The organism is Klebsiella sp. 141161, assembly GCF_050600815.1.
Classification (GTDB): domain Bacteria; phylum Pseudomonadota; class Gammaproteobacteria; order Enterobacterales; family Enterobacteriaceae; genus Klebsiella; species Klebsiella aerogenes.
Window position 1 is genome coordinate 243,538 of record NZ_JAQIRN010000001.1, and the last position, 17,961, is coordinate 261,498.

Annotated in this window: 16 protein-coding genes; 10 read left to right on the forward strand and 6 right to left on the reverse strand. The window is 57.4% G+C overall.

Annotated elements, in window-relative coordinates; genetic code table 11:
* Positions 1-7: 7 nt before the first annotated feature.
* The 3 genes from PGR79_RS01230 (at position 8) to PGR79_RS01240 (ending at position 3,269) form a co-directional block, all read left to right on the forward strand.
* Positions 8-772 carry an SDR family NAD(P)-dependent oxidoreductase gene (locus PGR79_RS01230; RefSeq protein WP_430920885.1) on the forward strand — a complete coding sequence of 255 codons (765 nt, stop codon included), beginning with the start codon at positions 8-10 and terminating at the stop codon, positions 770-772.
* A gap of 45 nt (positions 773-817) precedes the next feature.
* Entirely contained in the window at positions 818-1,231 is a 414-nt protein-coding gene (locus PGR79_RS01235) for an RbsD/FucU domain-containing protein (RefSeq protein ID WP_045360957.1), read from the forward strand.
* 322 nt (positions 1,232-1,553) lie between these two features.
* A complete protein-coding gene (locus PGR79_RS01240; protein WP_430920887.1) occupies positions 1,554-3,269 on the forward strand; it encodes an ABC-F family ATP-binding cassette domain-containing protein in 1,716 nt (571 codons plus the stop codon).
* A 45-nt stretch (positions 3,270-3,314) separates the two neighbouring features.
* Here the strand turns inward: PGR79_RS01240 and PGR79_RS01245 are convergent, their stop codons facing one another.
* Positions 3,315-4,256, reverse strand: a complete 942-nt coding sequence (locus tag PGR79_RS01245; protein ID WP_430920889.1) for a bifunctional helix-turn-helix transcriptional regulator/GNAT family N-acetyltransferase — start codon at positions 4,254-4,256, stop codon at positions 3,315-3,317.
* 254 nt (positions 4,257-4,510) lie between these two features.
* On the opposite strand from PGR79_RS01245, the gene adhP reads away from it, so the two are divergent.
* The 7 genes from adhP to PGR79_RS01280 all read left to right on the forward strand — a co-directional run bounded on the left by adhP (position 4,511) and on the right by PGR79_RS01280 (position 12,789).
* Positions 4,511-5,521: an alcohol dehydrogenase AdhP gene (gene adhP / locus PGR79_RS01250; RefSeq protein WP_015366486.1), complete on the forward strand. Its 1,011-nt coding sequence runs from the start codon at positions 4,511-4,513 to the stop codon at positions 5,519-5,521.
* Between the two features lie 158 nt (positions 5,522-5,679).
* Entirely contained in the window at positions 5,680-7,302 is a 1,623-nt protein-coding gene (locus PGR79_RS01255; protein ID WP_430920891.1) for a TIGR04028 family ABC transporter substrate-binding protein, read from the forward strand.
* A 9-nt stretch (positions 7,303-7,311) separates the two neighbouring features.
* Positions 7,312-8,256: an ABC transporter permease gene (locus tag PGR79_RS01260; protein ID WP_430920893.1), complete on the forward strand. Its 945-nt coding sequence runs from the start codon at positions 7,312-7,314 to the stop codon at positions 8,254-8,256.
* Positions 8,253-9,104 (forward strand): ABC transporter permease, encoded by an 852-nt coding sequence (locus tag PGR79_RS01265; RefSeq protein WP_430920895.1) that lies wholly within the window; start codon positions 8,253-8,255, stop codon positions 9,102-9,104. Before PGR79_RS01260 ends, PGR79_RS01265 begins: the two co-directional genes overlap by 4 nt.
* The gene (locus PGR79_RS01270) at positions 9,101-10,702 is read left to right on the forward strand and encodes a dipeptide ABC transporter ATP-binding protein (RefSeq protein WP_430920897.1); all 1,602 of its coding nucleotides are present in this window, start codon (positions 9,101-9,103) and stop codon (positions 10,700-10,702) included. Before PGR79_RS01265 ends, PGR79_RS01270 begins: the two co-directional genes overlap by 4 nt.
* The gene (locus PGR79_RS01275) at positions 10,702-11,688 is read left to right on the forward strand and encodes a putative FMN-dependent luciferase-like monooxygenase (RefSeq protein ID WP_183269077.1); all 987 of its coding nucleotides are present in this window, start codon (positions 10,702-10,704) and stop codon (positions 11,686-11,688) included. The genes PGR79_RS01270 and PGR79_RS01275 overlap by 1 nt, the downstream gene beginning before the upstream one ends.
* Before the next feature lie 9 nt (positions 11,689-11,697).
* On the forward strand, positions 11,698-12,789 hold the full coding sequence (locus tag PGR79_RS01280; protein ID WP_316423967.1) for an alkylhydroperoxidase domain protein: 1,092 nt from the start codon (positions 11,698-11,700) through the stop codon (positions 12,787-12,789).
* Here the strand turns inward: PGR79_RS01280 and araJ are convergent, their stop codons facing one another.
* The 5 genes from araJ to PGR79_RS01305 form a co-directional block, all read right to left on the reverse strand.
* Positions 12,790-13,971: an MFS transporter AraJ gene (araJ, locus tag PGR79_RS01285; RefSeq protein ID WP_316423968.1), complete on the reverse strand. Its 1,182-nt coding sequence runs from the start codon at positions 13,969-13,971 to the stop codon at positions 12,790-12,792.
* A gap of 84 nt (positions 13,972-14,055) precedes the next feature.
* Positions 14,056-14,772 (reverse strand): ABC transporter ATP-binding protein, encoded by a 717-nt coding sequence (locus PGR79_RS01290; protein ID WP_087859587.1) that lies wholly within the window; start codon positions 14,770-14,772, stop codon positions 14,056-14,058.
* Positions 14,772-15,644, reverse strand: coding sequence for an ABC transporter ATP-binding protein (locus tag PGR79_RS01295; RefSeq protein WP_213316135.1), 873 nt, complete (start codon positions 15,642-15,644; stop codon positions 14,772-14,774). Before PGR79_RS01295 ends, PGR79_RS01290 begins: the two co-directional genes overlap by 1 nt.
* Positions 15,641-16,927, reverse strand: coding sequence for a high-affinity branched-chain amino acid ABC transporter permease LivM (gene livM / locus PGR79_RS01300; RefSeq protein ID WP_430920900.1), 1,287 nt, complete (start codon positions 16,925-16,927; stop codon positions 15,641-15,643). Before livM ends, PGR79_RS01295 begins: the two co-directional genes overlap by 4 nt.
* A gap of 9 nt (positions 16,928-16,936) precedes the next feature.
* On the reverse strand, positions 16,937-17,851 hold the full coding sequence (locus tag PGR79_RS01305) for an ABC transporter permease subunit (protein WP_032711708.1): 915 nt from the start codon (positions 17,849-17,851) through the stop codon (positions 16,937-16,939).
* Between the last annotated feature and the right edge of the window lie 110 nt (positions 17,852-17,961).

Here is a 17,961-nt window from a genome sequence, read left to right on the forward strand (position 1 = left end):
AAACATCATGGGAACTCTTATTGGAAAAAAAGCATTTATCACCGGCTCTGAACAAGGTATCGGCTGGGCTACGGCGGAAGAACTGATTCTGGCGGGATGCGATGTCTTTTTGCACTATCACAGCGGAGAAGAAGGCCCGCAAAAATTGGCGGCTATCGCCAGCGCGCGAGGGCAAAAAGCGGCCTGGCGCTATGCGGATTTGATTGACACTGAGGACGCGACCGCCTGCGTGCAGGCCGCCGCGGAATTCCTCGGCGGTATCGACATCCTGGTGAATAACGTTGGCGGGATCGTCGGGCGTAAGTGGCTTGGCGAAATTGATCGTCAGTTCTGGCAAACGGTGTTAGACGTCAATATGACCACCATGCTTAACGTCACCCAGGCGGCGCTTCCCTGGCTTAAATCGGCAACGGATGGCGCCAGCATTATTAACCTCGCCTCGCTGGCGGGCCGCTCCGGGGGGCATGCCGGTTCTCTCGCCTATTCAACCACAAAAGGGGCCATTCTGACCTGGACACGCTCGCTGGCGGCTGAGTTGGGCGAGCACGGCGTGCGCGTCAATGCGGTTGCGCCAGGACTTATCCTCGGCACCCGTTTTCATAACCGCCACACCACACAGGCTTCGGCTGACGAAACCATCCGGCAAATTCCGCTTAAGCGCGCGGGAACGCCCGATGACGTCGCCCGCGCTATCACTTTCCTTGCCGGCGAGTATGACGGATTTATCTCCGGCGCCACTATCGACATTAACGGCGGAATTTATCGCATGTAATGCAAACCGGGCGGCCAGAAATCGCCGCCCGCCAGGGAGTTCCTGATGATCAAATTCGAAATTATCCATCCACAATTGCTGGCTGCTCTGGCGTGCTGCGGCCATAAATCACAAATTCTCATCGCGGATAGCAATTTTGCCTGTCGCGTTAATGCCAATGCCGATGCCACGTTGATTCAGCTCAACCTCGCGCCAGGCATGGTTCCGGCAACTTATATCGTCGAAAAACTGCTTACCTGCGTTAATGTCGAACACGCGACGCTGATGGCATCGCCAGCGGAATTCACTAACACCATCGCCAGTGAATACCGGGAACTTCTACCGACAAACTGCCCGCTTGAATATGTCGAACGCGAAGCTTTCTACGCAAAGTCCCGGTTGCCATTGACCCAACTGGTCATTGCTTCCGGCGAACAGCGTCGTTTTGCCAACCTACTTCTCACCGTGGCCCCGGCCTAACCGTCATACCCGCCGCCGATGAGACCGGCGGCGCGATCCTCAATGCTGGTATCTGGTCAAAAGACAATTTAGCCACTACACTCCCTGCATCCATCAACCTACTGAAAAAATAAGGAGGATCCCCATGCTGTACTGTGAACTGTTTAATGTTTCACATACATTTGGCGATCGCACCAGCTCAAGCGTTATCGGTATCGTGCTGCGATAACTTTAGCTTGAGCGAAGAAGCCAACGTCTAAATCCCTTCCTCGGGCTTACCGGGTTATCGTCAGCGATGTTTGACGAGGCATTCTCATGCCTGTAACTCTTGAGTAAGTTCACAATGAGCACACTTTTAAGCGCACAATCTCTCCACGTTGATACGGCCTTTGGCCCACTTTTCAACGACCTCTCCTTTACCCTGAAAAAAGGCGACCGCATTGGCCTTATCGGCTATAACGGTTGCGGGAAAAGCACGCTATTACAGGTGCTGGACGGCACTCTCACGCCGAATTCAGGCAGCGTATCGCGGGCTAATCACTGCCTGCTGGCGCGCGTGGAACAACATCTGCCTGACGCCCTACTCAGCCAACCGCTATTGCAGGTGGTACTGGAAAAACTGGCGCCTGGCGAACGGGATTCGCTGCGCTGGCAAGCGGAGCGGCTGCTCGCTGAAATGGGTTTTACCGTTCAACAGACCCAACAGCAAGCCGCCACCCTGAGCGGCGGGCAACATACCCGTCTGTTGCTCGCCCGCGCGTTGATCCAACAACCCGATTTGCTGTTACTGGATGAGCCTGGCAACCATCTCGATCTGCCGACCCTGCTGTGGCTGGAAAGCTTCTTGCAAACCTGGCAGGGGAGCTTCGTGGTGGTGTCGCACGATAACCTCTTACTGGATGCTGTAACTAATACCAGTTGGATTTTACGCGATAAAACGCTGCACGCTTTCTCACTCCCCTGCAGCGCCGCCCGTCGGGCGCTGCAGGAGCAAGATGCAAGCGATGCTCTGCGCCACAAAGCGGAACAAAAGGAGATCGACCGCGTCGCTGCCAGCGCCAAACGGCTGGCCATCTGGGGCCGGGTTTACGATAACGAAGATCTGGCGCGTAAAGCCAAGCAGATGGAAAAACAGGTTTCACGCTTGAAGGATAGCCAGACGGAGCTCACCGCCGGCACGCCGTGGCGTCTGGAGGTGCATGGCGACGCCGTTCGCGCCGATCGCCTGCTGGAGATGGAAAATCTCCCCGTGCCGCCGGCGCCGGGTCTTCCCGCCCTGTTCACCACCGGTGTGGCGCGGCTGCAAAGCGGCGACCGGGTAGCGATAATGGGTCGCAACGGCGGCGGGAAATCGTCGCTGCTGCGCCTGTTATGGCGGCAAATGCAGCAACCGGCTAGCGAAGCCGGCCTGCGTTTACATCCGCGGCTCCATGCGGGTTATTACGATCAAACCCTGCATCAACTGGCGGATGAGGCCAGCCTGCTGGAGGCGCTGGAGCCCTTTGAGCCTTCGCCGGAAACGCGCAAGCGCGCGCTGATTTCCGCCGGCTTCGGCTGGGCGCGACACGGACAGAAGGTCAGCACTCTCAGCGGCGGCGAACGTTCTCGGCTGCTATTTGTCGGCCTGTCGCTGGCGAGCTATAGCCTGCTGCTGCTCGATGAACCCACCAACCATCTGGATATGGAGGGTAAAGAGGCGCTGGCGGCGACGTTGCGGGATTATCCCGGCGGCCTTTTGCTGGTTAGCCACGATCGACAGCTCATCAGCCAGAGCTGTAACCGCTTCTGGCTAATTGATGAAGACGGGTTAAGCGAGTGGCACGACGTCGACGAGGTGTACGCCCGTCTGCGCGGCTACGAGCGCCTTCCGAGCCCGGCGACGCAAACGCCGCCGCAGGCGCCGCCCGTCGACGAGCTGCAAGAGGATTTGCTGGAACGTCTGGTGATGCTGGAGCAATTGTTGGCGGACGACCTGCAGCGCAAACCGAAACATCAGAAGCCGCAGCTACAGGCGCAGTGGCGTCAGGAGATTGAGGAGATAAATATACAGTTGAGTTAAATGCCTATGCCACCGGAGCGTCAGCGCCCCGGTGGCATAACAGCTTTAGCGGCGGGTAAACTGCTGCTCAAGCATGGTCTTCCCCCATTGATCGCCCTGCCACTCTTTACTCAGCGTAAACCCAAAGGATTCATATAATTTACGCGCCGCCTGCAAGCCGCTAAATGTCCATAGCTGAACCGTATCGAAGCGCTGATTATCACAAAAGTTAATGGCTTCAGTCAGCAAGCGCCGCCCCACGCCGCTGCCCCGACAGCCATCGCCGAGAATAAACCAGCGCAGATGCGCTTCATTATTACCAAGATCTTCGCCATCAATGGCGACAGAGCCGACGACGACGCCATTTTTGACCGCCAGCCAAATCTGGTTACGTTGGTTGTTCAGACGGCCAGAAAACTCAGCCAGACCGCTGGCGACTTTACCTTCAAAAAAATGGCCAAAACCGTAATGATGGGCATAATACTCACCGTGCATTTGCGCAATGCGGCCAATCATTCCCGGCTGATAGCCGGTAACTATCGTGATGTCGTTTGGTCTGCTCGTAACCGGCTGCTGACGACAGCGCTCAAGCGCCCACGAATAGGCCGTCAACCCCTCGGCAACGATCTGCTGCTGTGCGCTATCCAAATGCGCCAGCGCCTCAATCACCCGCATGGCGCCGTACTCATGAATGCGGGTGACCGTCACCTGCCCTTTGGTTGTCAATGACAGTTGTTTAAAACGCCCGTCATCAACACAACCATTTTCCTCTATCTCGTTAGCGGCCTGCAGGCGCGAAAGCATGCGGCTGACGCTCGATTTGTCCAGCCCCAATACCTGCACAAGTTGCGCGGCGGTCATCGCGCCATGAGTAGAAATCTCCAGCAGCGCATGCACCGCGGAAGGCGAATAGTCGGTCGCCGCCAGCGTGCTGTTCATAAAACCGAGCTCGCGCACCATCAATCGTGATGCGGAACGAATTTGATTGATAAGTAAAGTGTCAGGCATGGTGATATCCATGAATAAAGATAGTTGCACAATACAACCATCATTCACTCCCCCCTGTCAATAAATCTGACGCACGCAGAGCAATGCCGATCAAACCCCCTAAAATTGGTATAAACGGATGAATATTGTGCCAAATATGCGGCAAATCCCCCCATTCCCAACCATACCGCTTGTAATTAGCGACATAAGATCTAATCCTTAATGAGTATTATTTTCGCTGCTAGCACCTTCGTATCATTAACAAGGAGAAACGCATGAAAGCTGCTGTAGTCACCCACGACCACCAGATTGATGTAACCGATAAAAAGTTACGCCCGCTGGAGCATGGCGAAGCGCTGCTGAAAATGGAATGCTGCGGGGTCTGCCACACTGACCTGCACGTGAAAAACGGCGATTTCGGCGATAAAACCGGCGTCATTCTTGGCCATGAGGGCATCGGCATCGTGGAAAAAGTCGGCCCTGGCGTGACGTCGCTGAAGCCGGGCGATCGCGCCAGCGTGGCCTGGTTCTTCGAAGGCTGCGGCCACTGCGAATACTGTAACAGCGGCAACGAAACCCTGTGCCGCTCGGTGAAAAATGCCGGTTATACCGTCGATGGCGGGATGGCCGAAGAGTGCATCGTCACCGCTGATTACGCGGTCAAAGTACCGGATGGGCTGGATTCAGCCGCCGCCAGCAGCATCACCTGCGCCGGCGTTACCACTTATAAAGCGGTGAAGGTCTCGCATATCAAACCCGGCCAGTGGATTGCCATTTATGGCCTCGGCGGCCTGGGTAACCTGGCGCTGCAATATGCCAAAAACGTCTTTAATGCCAAAGTGATCGCCGTTGACGTCAACGACGGGCAGCTGGAGCTTGCCGCCTCGATGGGCGCCGATCTGACGGTTAATTCCCGCAACGAAGACGCCGCCAAAATCATTCAGGAGAAAACCGGCGGCGCCCACGCGGCCGTGGTTACCGCCGTTGCTAAAGCGGCATTTAACTCCGCCGTGGATGCGGTTCGCGCCGGCGGCCGCGTCGTCGCCGTTGGCCTACCGCCAGAAGCGATGAGCCTCGATATTCCGCGCCTGGTGCTGGACGGAATTGAAGTAGTAGGTTCGCTGGTAGGTACCCGTCAGGATCTGATTGAAGCCTTCCAGTTTGCCGCCGAAGGCAAAGTGGTGCCGAAAGTCACTCTGCGACCGCTTGGTGATATCAACGCCATCTTTAAGGAGATGGAACAGGGGCAAATCCGCGGCCGCATGGTTATCGATTTCCGCCGTTAATTCTGTCTGACTCTGCCAGACGAAAAAGTCTAACCTGCTGACTATTCCCGCATCTTGGGAATAGTCAGATTTCGCAAATGCTTAGCGCAAATCGTTGGTTCCTTTGTATTCCGTCGCGCCCGATGATGGCAAGACAATAGATAACAAAGGAATTCACCATGCAAAATCGCTTTCGCCTGCCTACGCTTGCAGCCCTTTTTATCGCAGGCGCGTTTTCGGTTTCGGCTGCGCAAACGCCGATCAAAGGCGGCACCTTAATTTATCTGGAACAACAGCCGCACACCAATCTCTATCCGCCGGCAGGCGGTTTTTACCCTAACGGCGGGATCCTCAATCAGATAACCGACAAGCTGACCTGGCAGAACCCGGAAACGCTAGCTATCGAGCCGTGGATCGCCGAAAGCTGGAGTAGCAACGACGAGAAGACCGAATATACCTTTAAGCTGCGGCCTGGGGTCACCTTCTCTGACGGTACCCCGCTCGATGCCAATGCGGTCGCAAAGAATTTTGATACCTACGGTTTGGGCAATAAAGCACTGCGCCTGCCGGTTTCCGAAGTGATCAACAATTACGATCGTAGTGAAGTCATCGATCCGTTGACCGTCAAATTCTATTTCAAAAAGCCCTCACCGGGATTCCTGCAAGGGACCGCAACGATTGGCTCCGGGCTGGTTTCCCTCAGCACCCTGGCGCGGAGCTTTGAGGCGCTGGGCGATGCCCGCAATATCATCGGTTCAGGCCCCTTTACGGTAAAAGATGAAAAACCGGGGCGCGAATTAACGCTGGTGGCGCGTAAAGATTATCAATGGGGGCCGAAAAATCTTGCTCAGCAAGGCCCGGCGAACCTCGACGGCATTACCTATATCGTAACGCCGGAAGATAGCGTACGTATTGGCGCGCTGCTGGCGGGACAGGCCGGATTTATTCGCCAGGTGCAGGCCTATGATGAAAAACAGGCAACCGACCAGGGCTTTAATATTTATGCCGCGCCGACGCGCGGCGTTAACGATAGCCTGAGCTTCCGTCCGGATAACCCGCTGGTTGCCGACCAGCGAGTACGCCAGGCATTACTGCATGCGACCAACGCCAAACAGATTGTTGAGACCCTTTTCTCGCCAAACTATCCGCAGGCAAGTTCCGTTATCGCCCGCACCGCGGCGGGATACGTCGATTTGAGCGACAAACTGGCCTTCGATCAGCAGAAAGCTAAACAGCTGCTGGATGAGGCGGGCTGGACAGCGGGCGCGGATGGTATCCGACAAAAAGCGGGACAACGGCTGGCGCTAACCGTCTATGAATCCCTGCCGCAGCCGCAGAACAAAGAGGTGCTACAGCTGGTCGCGCAGCAATGGCGTCAGGTTGGCGTGGCCTTAAGCGTGAAAGCCGGCGACGCCGGCAGCCGGGTACTGGATAATCTCGACCCGCTGAAAACGCCATTGACCGTGTCTGAAGTCGGCCGCGCCGACCCGGATGTGGTGAAGAGTATGTTCTTCCCCGCCAACCGCGATGCCCTACTGCAACAGGGCGGTTCGAGCGACAAAGTAAAAACCTTCCGTGACGATAAGCTCAATGCCCTGTTAACCGCAATCTCTGCCGAAGTGGATGCGCAAAAGCGTCTGCAGTTAACTGACGATGCGCAGCGTTATCTGCTGGATAACGCCTACGTCATTCCTATCTTTGAAGAACCGCAGGTCTTTGCCGGCGCGCCATGGGTAAAAGGCGTACGTTTTGAAGCCGTGGGCCGTCCGTCGTTTTACGGCGCATGGCTGGATAAACACTAAGGGGGCGCCATGAGCCACTATCTTTGGCGACGGTTGGCACAAGGCGTGCTGGTGCTGTGGGCGGCCTTCACTCTGACCTTTTTTCTGCTGCAGGTCCTGCCCGGCGACGCGATTTTGATTAAGTTTCAGAACCCCGACCTGGGGCTGAGTCCGCAACAGATCGCCGAAATGCGCGTGGCCTATGGTGCTGACAGTCCGCTGTGGCGGCAATATTTCCACACTTTATTGGCCATGCTGCGGGGGGATTTCGGCTATTCACTGCAGGCGGGACTGCCTGTCAGTTCCCTGATTGCCAGCAATTTACCCGACACGCTGGCGCTGGCGTTGCCGGCCTTTGCGCTGGCGGTTCTGCTGGCCTTTGCGATCGCTATCGCTTCGCGTTTGCCGGGGCTACGCGGTATCAGCAATTTGCTACAGTCGTTGCCGGTGCTGTTTATTTCACTGCCGACCTTTTGGCTCGGCATCGCCTTAATCCAGATCTTTTCATTCCAATTGCACTGGGTCCCGGTTATCAATCCCGGACCACTGCAAGGGCTGGTGCTGCCGGTTATCGCGGTGGCGATACCGATTTCCGCGCCGCTGGCGCAAATTCTGTTACGCGCCATGGATCATTTCGCCGCACAACCCTTCGTTGCCGTTGCTCGCGCCAAGGGAATGAGCGAAACGCGGGTGTTATGGCGGCATGTCATCGGTAATGCCCTGTTGCCGACATTAAACATTGCCGGCCTGCTGTTGGGAGAACTGATCGCCGGGGCCTTAATTACCGAAACCGTTTTTGGCCGCAGCGGGCTCGGCCAACTGACGCAACAGGCGGTGAATAATCAGGATATTGCTATTCTTCAGGCCGTGGTGATGATTTCAGCGCTGGGCTTTGTCGCGATCAATCTGCTGGTCGATCTGCTGATGCCGATGCTCGACCCGCGCTTAAAACCCCTGCGCGGAGGTGCGCTATGAGTCTGGTCGATTACGCCTCGGCGGTGCGACGCCGTCCGGTCAACTGGCGCCGTTTTTCCTTCCAGCCGGGGCTGTGGCTGGCATGGTCGGTGATGACGGTTGCGGTACTAATGGCTTGCGCGCCGCAATGGTTCACCGCGTTTAATCCGCTCGACGGCATCGCCGGCGCTCAGCGTCTGGCGCCGCAGGCCGGACACTGGTTGGGTACCGACCAGCTCGGGCGCGATGTGTGGAGCCGCATCGTCTACGGCGCTGGGCATTCGCTTTCCGCGGCCCTGGCCGCCGTCGCCATGGGACTGGTTGTCGGCACCGCGATGGGCACCGTTGCCGGCGCGTTGGGCGGACGGGTCGAAGCGGTCGTCATGCGGATTGTCGATATTCTGCTGGCTATCCCCTCGCTCCTGCTTTCGCTAACGGTAATCATACTGCTCGGTTTTGGCACCCTGAACGCCGCCATGGCGGTCGGGGTTGCCGCTATCGCCAGTTTCGCCCGTCTGTCGCGCGCCGAAGTCGTCCGCATTCGTCACAGCGACTATGTCGAAGCGGCCTACGGAAGTGGAGGCACTTTTTTAGCCGTATTCTGGCGGCATATTCTGCCTAACTCGCTTTCGCCGGTGCTGGCTTTCGCCACCCTACAATTCGGCCAGGCTATTCTCGCCCTCTCAACCCTGAGTTTCCTCGGCTACGGCACTCCGCCGCCGGTTCCGGAATGGGGATTACTCATCGCCGAGGGACGTAACTATCTTTCCACCGCCTGGTGGCTCACCACTTTCCCAGGGATCGCGGTCATTGCCGTGGTACTGGCAGCCAATCGTATCAGCCAACAACTCAATAGGGATCGCCGATGAACGTGCTTAACGTAGAAAATCTGACCATCAGCTACCGCTCGGGCGGGCAGTGGCGCGAAGTGGTTCATCGGGTGAGTTTTACGGTTAAACGCGGCGAGATGCTGGCGTTCGTCGGCGAATCCGGTTCGGGTAAAACGACAACCGCTCAGGCGATTATCGGCCTGCTGGCGGAAAACGCCCGCCTCGATGCCGGGGCGGTTCGCCTCAACGGTGAAGAGATTAGCCGCTGGTCTGGCAAGCGGCTGGATAGCCTGCGCGGGGCCAGAATCAGCCTGGTGCCGCAGGATCCCGGCAACTCGCTGAACCCGGTGCAAACCATTGGCGCGCAGGTCGGCGAAATACTCCGCCTGCATCAAAAAAGCAGTAAAACCGAGCGTCGACAGCAGGTTATCGCCCTGCTGGAAAAAGTCGGCTTAAGCCATCCAGAGCAGCGTTTCGACCAGTATCCGCACCAGCTCTCCGGTGGTATGAAGCAGCGGGTGCTGATCGCCATTGCCATCGCCCTGAAGCCGGATTTGATTATTGCCGACGAACCCACCAGCGCGCTCGACGTGACGGTCCAAAAAAGAATCCTCGATCTGCTCGATCATCTGCGTCGTGAATCCGGCACCGCGGTGCTATTTGTCACTCATGACCTCGCGCTGGCGGCGCAGCGTGCCGACCGGCTGGTAGTCTTTCGTCACGGTGAAATTCAGGAGCAGGGCAATACGGGTGATGTGATTCGCACCCCGCAGCACGGCTATACCCGCCAGTTGCTGTGCGATCTGCAGGGACAGAACCTGCACTTAACCACCGCCATTCGCCCGTTTGTTACGCCGGCAATACGGGTTGAAGGCCTGAGAAAACGCTTTGCGTTAGGAGGGAGTCATCTCCAGGCGCTGGATAACGTAAGCTTTATTTTACCGCGTGGCAGTACCCATGCGCTGGTCGGCGAATCGGGTTCAGGAAAAACCACCCTCGCCCGCATCTTGCTGGGTTTTGAGCAGGCCGATAGCGGACAGGTGACCATCGATGGTATTGCCAGCGGACAATTGAGCCGCGAGGCCCAGCGCCAGCTGCGGCGCAAAATTCAGTTTGTTTATCAAAACCCTTTCGCCTCCCTCGATCCCCGCCAGACCCTGTTCGATATCATCGATGAGCCGTTGAAGAATTTTCAGCGCCTGACCAAAGATGCGCGGCGTCAGCGGGTAGAGTCCGTCGCCGCCCGCGTCGCGCTGGCGCCGGAGCTACTCAACCGAACCGCTCGCGAGCTCTCCGGCGGCCAGCGTCAGCGGGTCGCTATCGCCAGGGCGTTGATCCTCGCCCCCACGATTCTGGTGCTTGATGAGGCCACCTCAGCGCTGGATGTCACGGTGCAGGCGCAAATTCTCGCCCTGTTGCTGCAATTACAGCAACAGCTAGGGTTGAGTTATCTGTTCATCACCCACGATCTGGCGACGGTAAGCCGCATCGCCCATAGCGTGACGGTACTGCGCGCCGGGCAAGTCATCGAACAAGGCGAGGTTAAGCAGTTGTTCGCCGCGCCGCAGCGTGACTATACCCGCGAGCTGCTTGCCGCCATTCCTCATTATCACGCACCCAGCACGGAGATTGCATGATGCCTAAACGCCTCGGATTTTTCACCCGCCTACTTGACCGCGCCACGCCGCAAGAGCGCTATCGCCTGGCGACAGAGCAGATCCGCCACGCGGAACGGCTGGGCTTTGATAGCGCCTGGGTGGCGCAACACCATTTCCATGAAAATGAAGGCGGTTTACCGTCGCCACTGGTGTTTCTTGCCCACGCGGCGGCCCATACGCAACGGATCCGTCTCGGTACCGCCATCATTACACTGCCGATGGAAAACCCACTGCGCGTCGCGGAAGACGCGGCAGTGTTGGATTTACTCGCTGATGGTCGCCTGGAAGTGGGTTTTGGTTCCGGCGGGACGCCAACCTCCTTTCTCCCCTTTGGCCTGGCCTGCGAACAACGCGGCGCGGTCTTCGCCGATCATCTGCATTTGATTGAAAGCGCCTGGCGCGGCGATACGTTGGCTCATCCTGACAATCATCTTTATCCGCCCGCGCCGCAGCTGGCGGAGCGAATTTGGATCGCCACCTTTTCGATTGAAGGCGCTATTCGGGCCGCTAAATCCGGCCATGGGTTGATGCTATCGCGCACGCAGCCGCGCCCGCCAGGTCAAAGCGAGCTGCCGCTGGATGCGATTCAGAACCCGATTATCGATGCCTACCTCGCCGCGCTGCCTGCCGGCGTGTCGCCGCGAATTCTGGCCTCCCGTACCGCGTTTATTGCCGACAGCCAGGCGTACGCGCTACAGACCGCGGAGCCAGGATTAAGTAAACAGGCGGCAGCCCATCGCGCTGCCGGTCATGAGATCATTGGTGACAACGTCACGGATTATGCTCGCCAGCTTGATGCCCATATTGGCGATGCGCCACATGTGCTTGCATCGCTTGCCAAAGATAGCGTGCTAACCCGCGTGACTGACATTTCGTTTCAGGTCCATTCGGTGGAGCCATCGCATCAGGACACGCTGCGTTCTATCGAACTCATCGCTAAACACATTGCCCCGCAATTCAGATAAGGAGTCGCTATGAGCTTAAGTCAGGATATTTTGGCTGAACTGGCGGAGATCGCCGCCGATTCACCGCTGGGCAAGGCCCGCGCGTTGCGCGACGCTGCGACCCGCCACGCCCAGGGAAGTTACGAGGTGCTATTTAGCCAACAGGATGAGGATTTTCCGCTCGAGGAACGTTTCGCCATCGCCGCAAAAGTGGCCAGACTTCATCAGGCAGATGCGCTGGCGGCGCATTACGCCGGTTTCGGCCTTGCCGACCCGACAACCCCACGGCTTGCCGCCGCGCTGGGATTTGCCCGCCTGCTGACCTTTACTCCGGTGGAAGCGACGCCAGCGGCGATACAAACGCTTAGCGACGCGGGCTGGAGCCTGCGCGGCATTGTGACGCTGGCACAGCTTATTGCGTTTGTCAGTTTTCAAAGCCGATTACTGAGCGGCTTGCGTTTGTTAAATGGTAAATCAATTTCCGAAGCCGAGACCCCGGTGGTTGCCGGCTACTGGCACACTCATCCCAGGACGGCCAGCGGTAAACCTGCGCCGGTGGCCTTTACGCGCGATGAATTACACTGGGAACCGTGGATTGCCGATAAGCCGCTCGCTGAATTTAATCCCGTCGAGCAGGCGCTACTGGCGCAGTTCGGCCACAGTGACTCCCCCTACTTCCGCCTGCTGGCGCGCAACCAACCGGTGCTTGAACAGCGCACGCTAACCGATAAAGGGATCTTCTATACGCCGGGGGGGTTGCCGCGCGCCGAACGTGAACTGGCGGCAACGGTGGCAAGCAAAATCAACGGCTGCATCTACTGCGCGTCGGTACACGCGCGCAAGGCGGCGCAGTTGTCAAAAGATGAGCGAGCGGTGGAGACCCTGCTGGCGGTGACGCCTGGGGAAAATCTCAGCGATGGTCAAGGGCCGCGTTGGCAGGCGGAGATTGACGCCGCCGCCGCGCTTTCCGTTACCCCGCCCGCGATAACCCCAGCGCATCTCAGCGCGCTGGAGAAGCAAGGGCTGGATATCGTCGAACAGCTGGACCTGCTGCAATCGGCGGCATTCTTCGCCTGGGCTAACCGCCTGATGCTAACCCTTGGCGAACCGTGGCGAGATTAATCAGGCCTGCTCTGCCTGAGTAACGCGATGACGCGTTACCCGCCGCTGATATCGCGCATACAGCAGCAATGAACTCATCGCCAGAAACGACAGCGCTGCCGCCGGCAGCGCAACCGAACGCCAACCCGCGCCAAAGGTAATCATCATCCCGCCGCAGTAGGCGCCAATCGCGCTACCGAGGTTAAACGCTATCTGCCCGCCCGCCGCTCCGAGCATTTCGCCGCCTCTGGCATTTTGTAGCAGTAATATTTGCAGCGGCGCGGCTAGCGCGAAAAGCCCCGCACAGCAGATAAACGCCAGCGCCAGCGAAGCCAGCGGTTGCATGCCAAAGGCAAAGATGAGCAGTAACGCCGCAACAATGACGCCGTTGGTCATCGCCGCAATACGCAGCGGACTGTAGCGCCCAGAGATCCTGCCGCTAAAGAGATTACCTAAAACCATCCCCAATCCGACCAGCATCATAATGAACATCATCGCCGACTCGCTAAAGCCGGAGACATTCATCATGAAGGGCTTGATATAGCTAAACCAGGCAAAAACGCCGGCATTGCCGAACATCGTGGCGGCGAAAATAAACCACGGCGCCGGGGATTTAAGGAAATGGAATTGTTCGCTGAGCCGGGAGGCGGATTTGTCATATAGCGTCGGCACCCAGCGCAGTATCGCCAATAGCACCAGCACATCAAATAGCGCGATGGCCGTGAAGGTATAGCGCCAGCTGAACTGATGGCCAAGCCAGGTGCCAGCCGGTACGCCAAGCAGGTTTGCCACCGTCATTCCCGCTATCATCCCGGCGACCGCCGCGGTAACCCTGCCCGGCGAGGCGATTTTCGACAAAATAATCGCCCCGACGCCAAAATAAGCGCCGTGAGGAAAACCTGAAATAAAGCGACCGAGCGCCAGCATGGGATAACTTGAGGAGCAGGTAAATAACGCGTTGCCTGCCACACATAGCGCCACCAGAAACAGCATCACCGATTTCAGCGAAAAACGGCTGGAAAACAACGCCATGACAGGCGCGCCAAACACCACGCCAAAGGCGTACCAGGAGATCATGTTGCCGGCCGTGGGGATGGTAATACCGACATCATGGGCAATTTCCGGCAATACCCCCATGATGCCAAACTCCGCCATTCCGAGGCCAAAGGTTCCCAGCGCTAAGGAAAAAATCGTTTTCTTCATCTAGTCGGTCACTTTAATGTGCATTCACGACGTTAGTGTAACCGATTTCACACCCTGTTTTCTCCCCCTACGACTGACGAAAACTTAACCCATCCCCAGGTAAGCATTTCTGACTTCCGGGTTATCCAGCAACTCTGCGCCGCTACCGCTCAGACGTATTTCGCCGTTGACCAGCACATACGCGCGGTTAGCCAGTTTTAGCGCGTGGTACGCATTTTGCTCCACCAGTAGCAGCGTCATACCCTGGGCGGTCAACTCGCGCAAGATGCTGAAAATCTGCTTCACCACCAGCGGCGCCAGACCCAGGCTCGGTTCATCTAATAGTAATAGCTTTGGCCGACTCATCAGCGCGCGGGCGATCGCCAGCATTTGCTGCTCGCCGCCGGAGAGCGTCATCGCCCGCTGCGCGCGACGCTCTTCCAGCCGTGGAAACAGCTGATACATCCGCGCTTTATCTTCATTCTGATAACGATTACCAATGGGAATAGTGCCCATCAGCAGGTTCTCTTCCACCGTCATATCGGCAAAAATGCGCCGTCCCTCCGGCGCCTGGGCAATACCGTTGGTGGCGATATAGTGCGTCGACTGGCGGCTAATATCATGTCCGCGATAGATAATACTGCCATCGGTAATCCGCGGCTGGCCGAAAATGGACATCAGCAGCGTGGATTTTCCGGCGCCGTTAGCGCCGATTAACGCCACCGTTTCGCCTTCATTGACCGTTAGCGATACCGACTTCAGCGCCTGGATTTGCCCGTAAAAAACATTAACCTCGCGAAATTCCAGCAACGGTTGGCTCATCAGGCGATCTCCTGTTCATCGGTACCAAGGTATGCGGCGATCACGCTCAGGTTGGATTGGATCTCAGCCGGGGTGCCATGAGCAATAACATCGCCGTGGTCGAGTACAATCACACGATCGGAGATTTCCATCACCATGCTCATATCATGTTCGATCAGCAGTATGGTGACGCCATGATGTTCTCGCAGAAAACGAATAATCCGGCTCAGGGCGCGCGTTTCCGCCGGATTGAGTCCGGCTGCGGGTTCGTCAAGACACAGTATTTCCGGCCCGGTACACATCGCGCGGGCGATCTCCAGTCGCCGCTGCTGGCCATAAGAGAGCGTTCCCGCCAGTCGATTGGCGCAGTCGACCATCTCCACCACTTCCAGCCAGTAAAAGGCCCGCTCTAATGCGCGGTTCTCCGCCTGCCGATAGCCTCGGGTATTCAGGATCCCGGCGATCAGATGGCGGTTGACCTGCATATGCTGGGCCACCATCAGATTTTCAATCACCGTCATTTCGCGAAACAAGCGGATGTTCTGGAAGGTACGCGCCAGCCCGGCGCGGTTGACCAGATGCGCGCCGCCGAACATTTTGTAGTACATCCGCCGTCCCAGGCGCGCGGGATGGAAAAAATCATCGGCATGCAGTTTCTGCCCGAGAACCTGAATCACATCGGTCATTCGTTGCCGGGCATTAAGACGAATGGCGCCGCCGCTGGCGCGGTAAAATCCGGTCAGGCAATTGAACACCGTGGTCTTGCCCGCGCCGTTCGGGCCAATCAGGGCGGTGATCGATCCGCGTTCAACCTCGAGATTGACATCATTCAGCGCTTTAATCCCGCCAAAATGCATCATCAGATGCTCGACCTGCAATATTGCATCGCTCATGGCGCGACTCCTTTGCGGATTTCCACCCCGGTACGCCCGGTACGCACCAGCCCGCGCGGCCGCCAGATCATCATCAGAACCATCAACACGCCAAAGAGTAGAACCCGGTATTCGTCAAAGCCGCGCAGCAGCTCCGGCGTGGCAGTCAGCACGAAAGCCGCCAGCACAACACCTAATGTCGAGCCCATGCCGCCTAATACCACGATAGCGAGAATCAGCGCCGACTCGAAAAAGGTAAACGACGTCGGGTTCACGAAGCCCTGATAAGTGGCGAAAAAGACACCGGCGATGCCGGCCGTCGAGGCGCCGAGCATAAACGCGGACAGCTTAACCAGCACGTGATTCAGCCCCATCGCCCGGCAGGCGATTTCATCTTCCCGCAGCGCCTCCCAGGCACGTCCAATCGGCATTCGGGTCAGGCGGTGCTTTATCAGCAGCACCATCAGTACCACGATAAACAACACGGCATAGATAAAAATAAATTTAAGGTTGGGGTTGTAGGCAATATGCAGAAATTCATGAATCGGGGTACCGCCCTCTTTGGCTCGCCGGGCAAACTCGAGGCCGAAGAGCGTTGGCGACGGCACCGAAACGCCGTTGGGGCCGCCGGTGAAACTTACCCAGTTGTTGAGCACCAGACGGATGATTTCGCCGAATCCCAGCGTCACAATAGCCAGGTAGTCGCCATGCATTCGTAAAACCGGAAAACCCAATAACGCCCCCGCCAGCGCCGCCATCACCGCCCCCAGCGGCAGCATTGCCCAGAACCCCAGGCCAAGGTATTGATAGCCGAGCGCCAGACCGTAGGCGCCAATGGCGTAAAAGGCGACGTACCCCAAATCAAGTAACCCCGCGAGACCCACCACGATGTTTAATCCCAGCCCCAGCAGGACGTAGATAAGCCCGAGGATCGCCACGGTGAGCAGATACTTACTGGCCATTAACGGGAAAGCGATAGCCACGATCGCCAGCAGCGGCAGGACAAAACGCAGCCGACTACGATAGCCAGGGGGGCGGACGAATACCCCCTGGTCGTTGCCTTCAAAACGTCCGACAAACCGCTTTCCCCTGCGGGTTTGCAAAAGCAGGCTGAGCAGCAGACGCCCCACCATTACCACCGCTACCAGCACGATGACACGCTGTGGGGAAAGCGTAAAACTGTACCCCTTCAGCACGATCCCCACGATCGGGCCAAAGACTATCAGCGCGCATAAACCGGCCAGCACGCTATCGATAAGGCTGCGCTTGACGTCGATGCCGTCTAAACGGGAAATATCGGTCATATGCCCCCCTTAGACCTTGGCCACAACAGGACGGCCTAACAGCCCTTGCGGACGGAAAATCAGAATCGCCACCAGCAATGCGAACGAGAAGACATCCTTATAATCCGAGTTTACTAACCCGGCGAACTGCGCCTCGGCGACGCCCAGCAGCAGGCCGCCAAGCATCGCCCCCGGCAGCGAACCGATCCCGCCCAGTACCGCGGCGGTGAAGGCCTTAATGCCGATAATAAAACCGATATAAAAATCAAACGTGCCGTAATTCATGGTCACCAGTACCCCGGCGAGTCCCGCCATGGCCGCGCCAATCATAAATACCAGCGAGATCACCCGATCGGTGTTAATGCCGAGAATGGCCGCCATCCGCCGGTCCTGCTGGGTCGCTCGGCATACCCGCCCAAGCTGCGTATGGTTGATTATCCAGCTCAGCACCACCATGCCGACGAAAGCGGCGAGCAGGATGAAGATTTTGGTCCAGGTGATTTGCACCACGCCATCACCTACCGTAATCCGCAATACGCCGTGCATCAACGTCGGGATCCCCTGTTGATTAGGGCCCTGACTCAGTTGCACGTAGTTTTGTAAAATCAGCGACATGCCGATTGCCGAAATCAGCGGCGCCAGACGCGTTGAATTCCGTAGCGGCCGATAAGCAATGCGTTCGATGGCCCAGCCGTACACCCCGGTGACGATAATCGTAAACACCAGCGTGCCGAAAATAAGCAGCGGGAAAGAGTGAATACCGAAGTAGGCCAGCAGCGCCAGCCCGATAGCGCACAGGTAGGCTGAGACCATATATACCTCGCCGTGGGCGAAGTTAATCATACCGATGATGCCATAAACCATGGTGTAGCCAATGGCGATAAGCCCATATACCGCGCCAAGCGTTAAGCCATTGATCAGTTGTTGCAGAAAGAATGCCGCCATAGGAACCATCCTGCCAGTCAAGGTGCAGCAGACGCAGAGGCCTTAACGTCTGCTGCTTACGGTAGTACGACGCCCCTCTGATGAGGGCGTTATGCGCACTACAATCCTGG

What these genes read in the sequence shown, in the direction of transcription:
- PGR79_RS01275 (WP_183269077.1), top strand. Translation starts at nt 10,702, where the DNA reads ATGCCTAAACGCCTCGGATTTTTCACCCGCCTACTTGACCGCGCCACG.
- PGR79_RS01255 (WP_430920891.1), top strand. Translation starts at nt 5,680, where the DNA reads ATGCAAAATCGCTTTCGCCTGCCTACGCTTGCAGCCCTTTTTATCGCA.
- PGR79_RS01295 (WP_213316135.1), bottom strand. Translation starts at nt 15,644, where the DNA reads ATGAGCGATGCAATATTGCAGGTCGAGCATCTGATGATGCATTTTGGC.
- PGR79_RS01305 (WP_032711708.1), bottom strand. Translation starts at nt 17,851, where the DNA reads ATGGCGGCATTCTTTCTGCAACAACTGATCAATGGCTTAACGCTTGGC.
- PGR79_RS01270 (WP_430920897.1), top strand. Translation starts at nt 9,101, where the DNA reads ATGAACGTGCTTAACGTAGAAAATCTGACCATCAGCTACCGCTCGGGC.
- PGR79_RS01235 (WP_045360957.1), top strand. Translation starts at nt 818, where the DNA reads ATGATCAAATTCGAAATTATCCATCCACAATTGCTGGCTGCTCTGGCG.
- PGR79_RS01280 (WP_316423967.1), top strand. Translation starts at nt 11,698, where the DNA reads ATGAGCTTAAGTCAGGATATTTTGGCTGAACTGGCGGAGATCGCCGCC.
- PGR79_RS01265 (WP_430920895.1), top strand. Translation starts at nt 8,253, where the DNA reads ATGAGTCTGGTCGATTACGCCTCGGCGGTGCGACGCCGTCCGGTCAAC.
- PGR79_RS01260 (WP_430920893.1), top strand. Translation starts at nt 7,312, where the DNA reads ATGAGCCACTATCTTTGGCGACGGTTGGCACAAGGCGTGCTGGTGCTG.
- livM (WP_430920900.1), bottom strand. Translation starts at nt 16,927, where the DNA reads ATGACCGATATTTCCCGTTTAGACGGCATCGACGTCAAGCGCAGCCTT.
- PGR79_RS01240 (WP_430920887.1), top strand. Translation starts at nt 1,554, where the DNA reads ATGAGCACACTTTTAAGCGCACAATCTCTCCACGTTGATACGGCCTTT.
- PGR79_RS01230 (WP_430920885.1), top strand. Translation starts at nt 8, where the DNA reads ATGGGAACTCTTATTGGAAAAAAAGCATTTATCACCGGCTCTGAACAA.
- PGR79_RS01245 (WP_430920889.1), bottom strand. Translation starts at nt 4,256, where the DNA reads ATGCCTGACACTTTACTTATCAATCAAATTCGTTCCGCATCACGATTG.
- araJ (WP_316423968.1), bottom strand. Translation starts at nt 13,971, where the DNA reads ATGAAGAAAACGATTTTTTCCTTAGCGCTGGGAACCTTTGGCCTCGGA.
- PGR79_RS01290 (WP_087859587.1), bottom strand. Translation starts at nt 14,772, where the DNA reads ATGAGCCAACCGTTGCTGGAATTTCGCGAGGTTAATGTTTTTTACGGG.
- adhP (WP_015366486.1), top strand. Translation starts at nt 4,511, where the DNA reads ATGAAAGCTGCTGTAGTCACCCACGACCACCAGATTGATGTAACCGAT.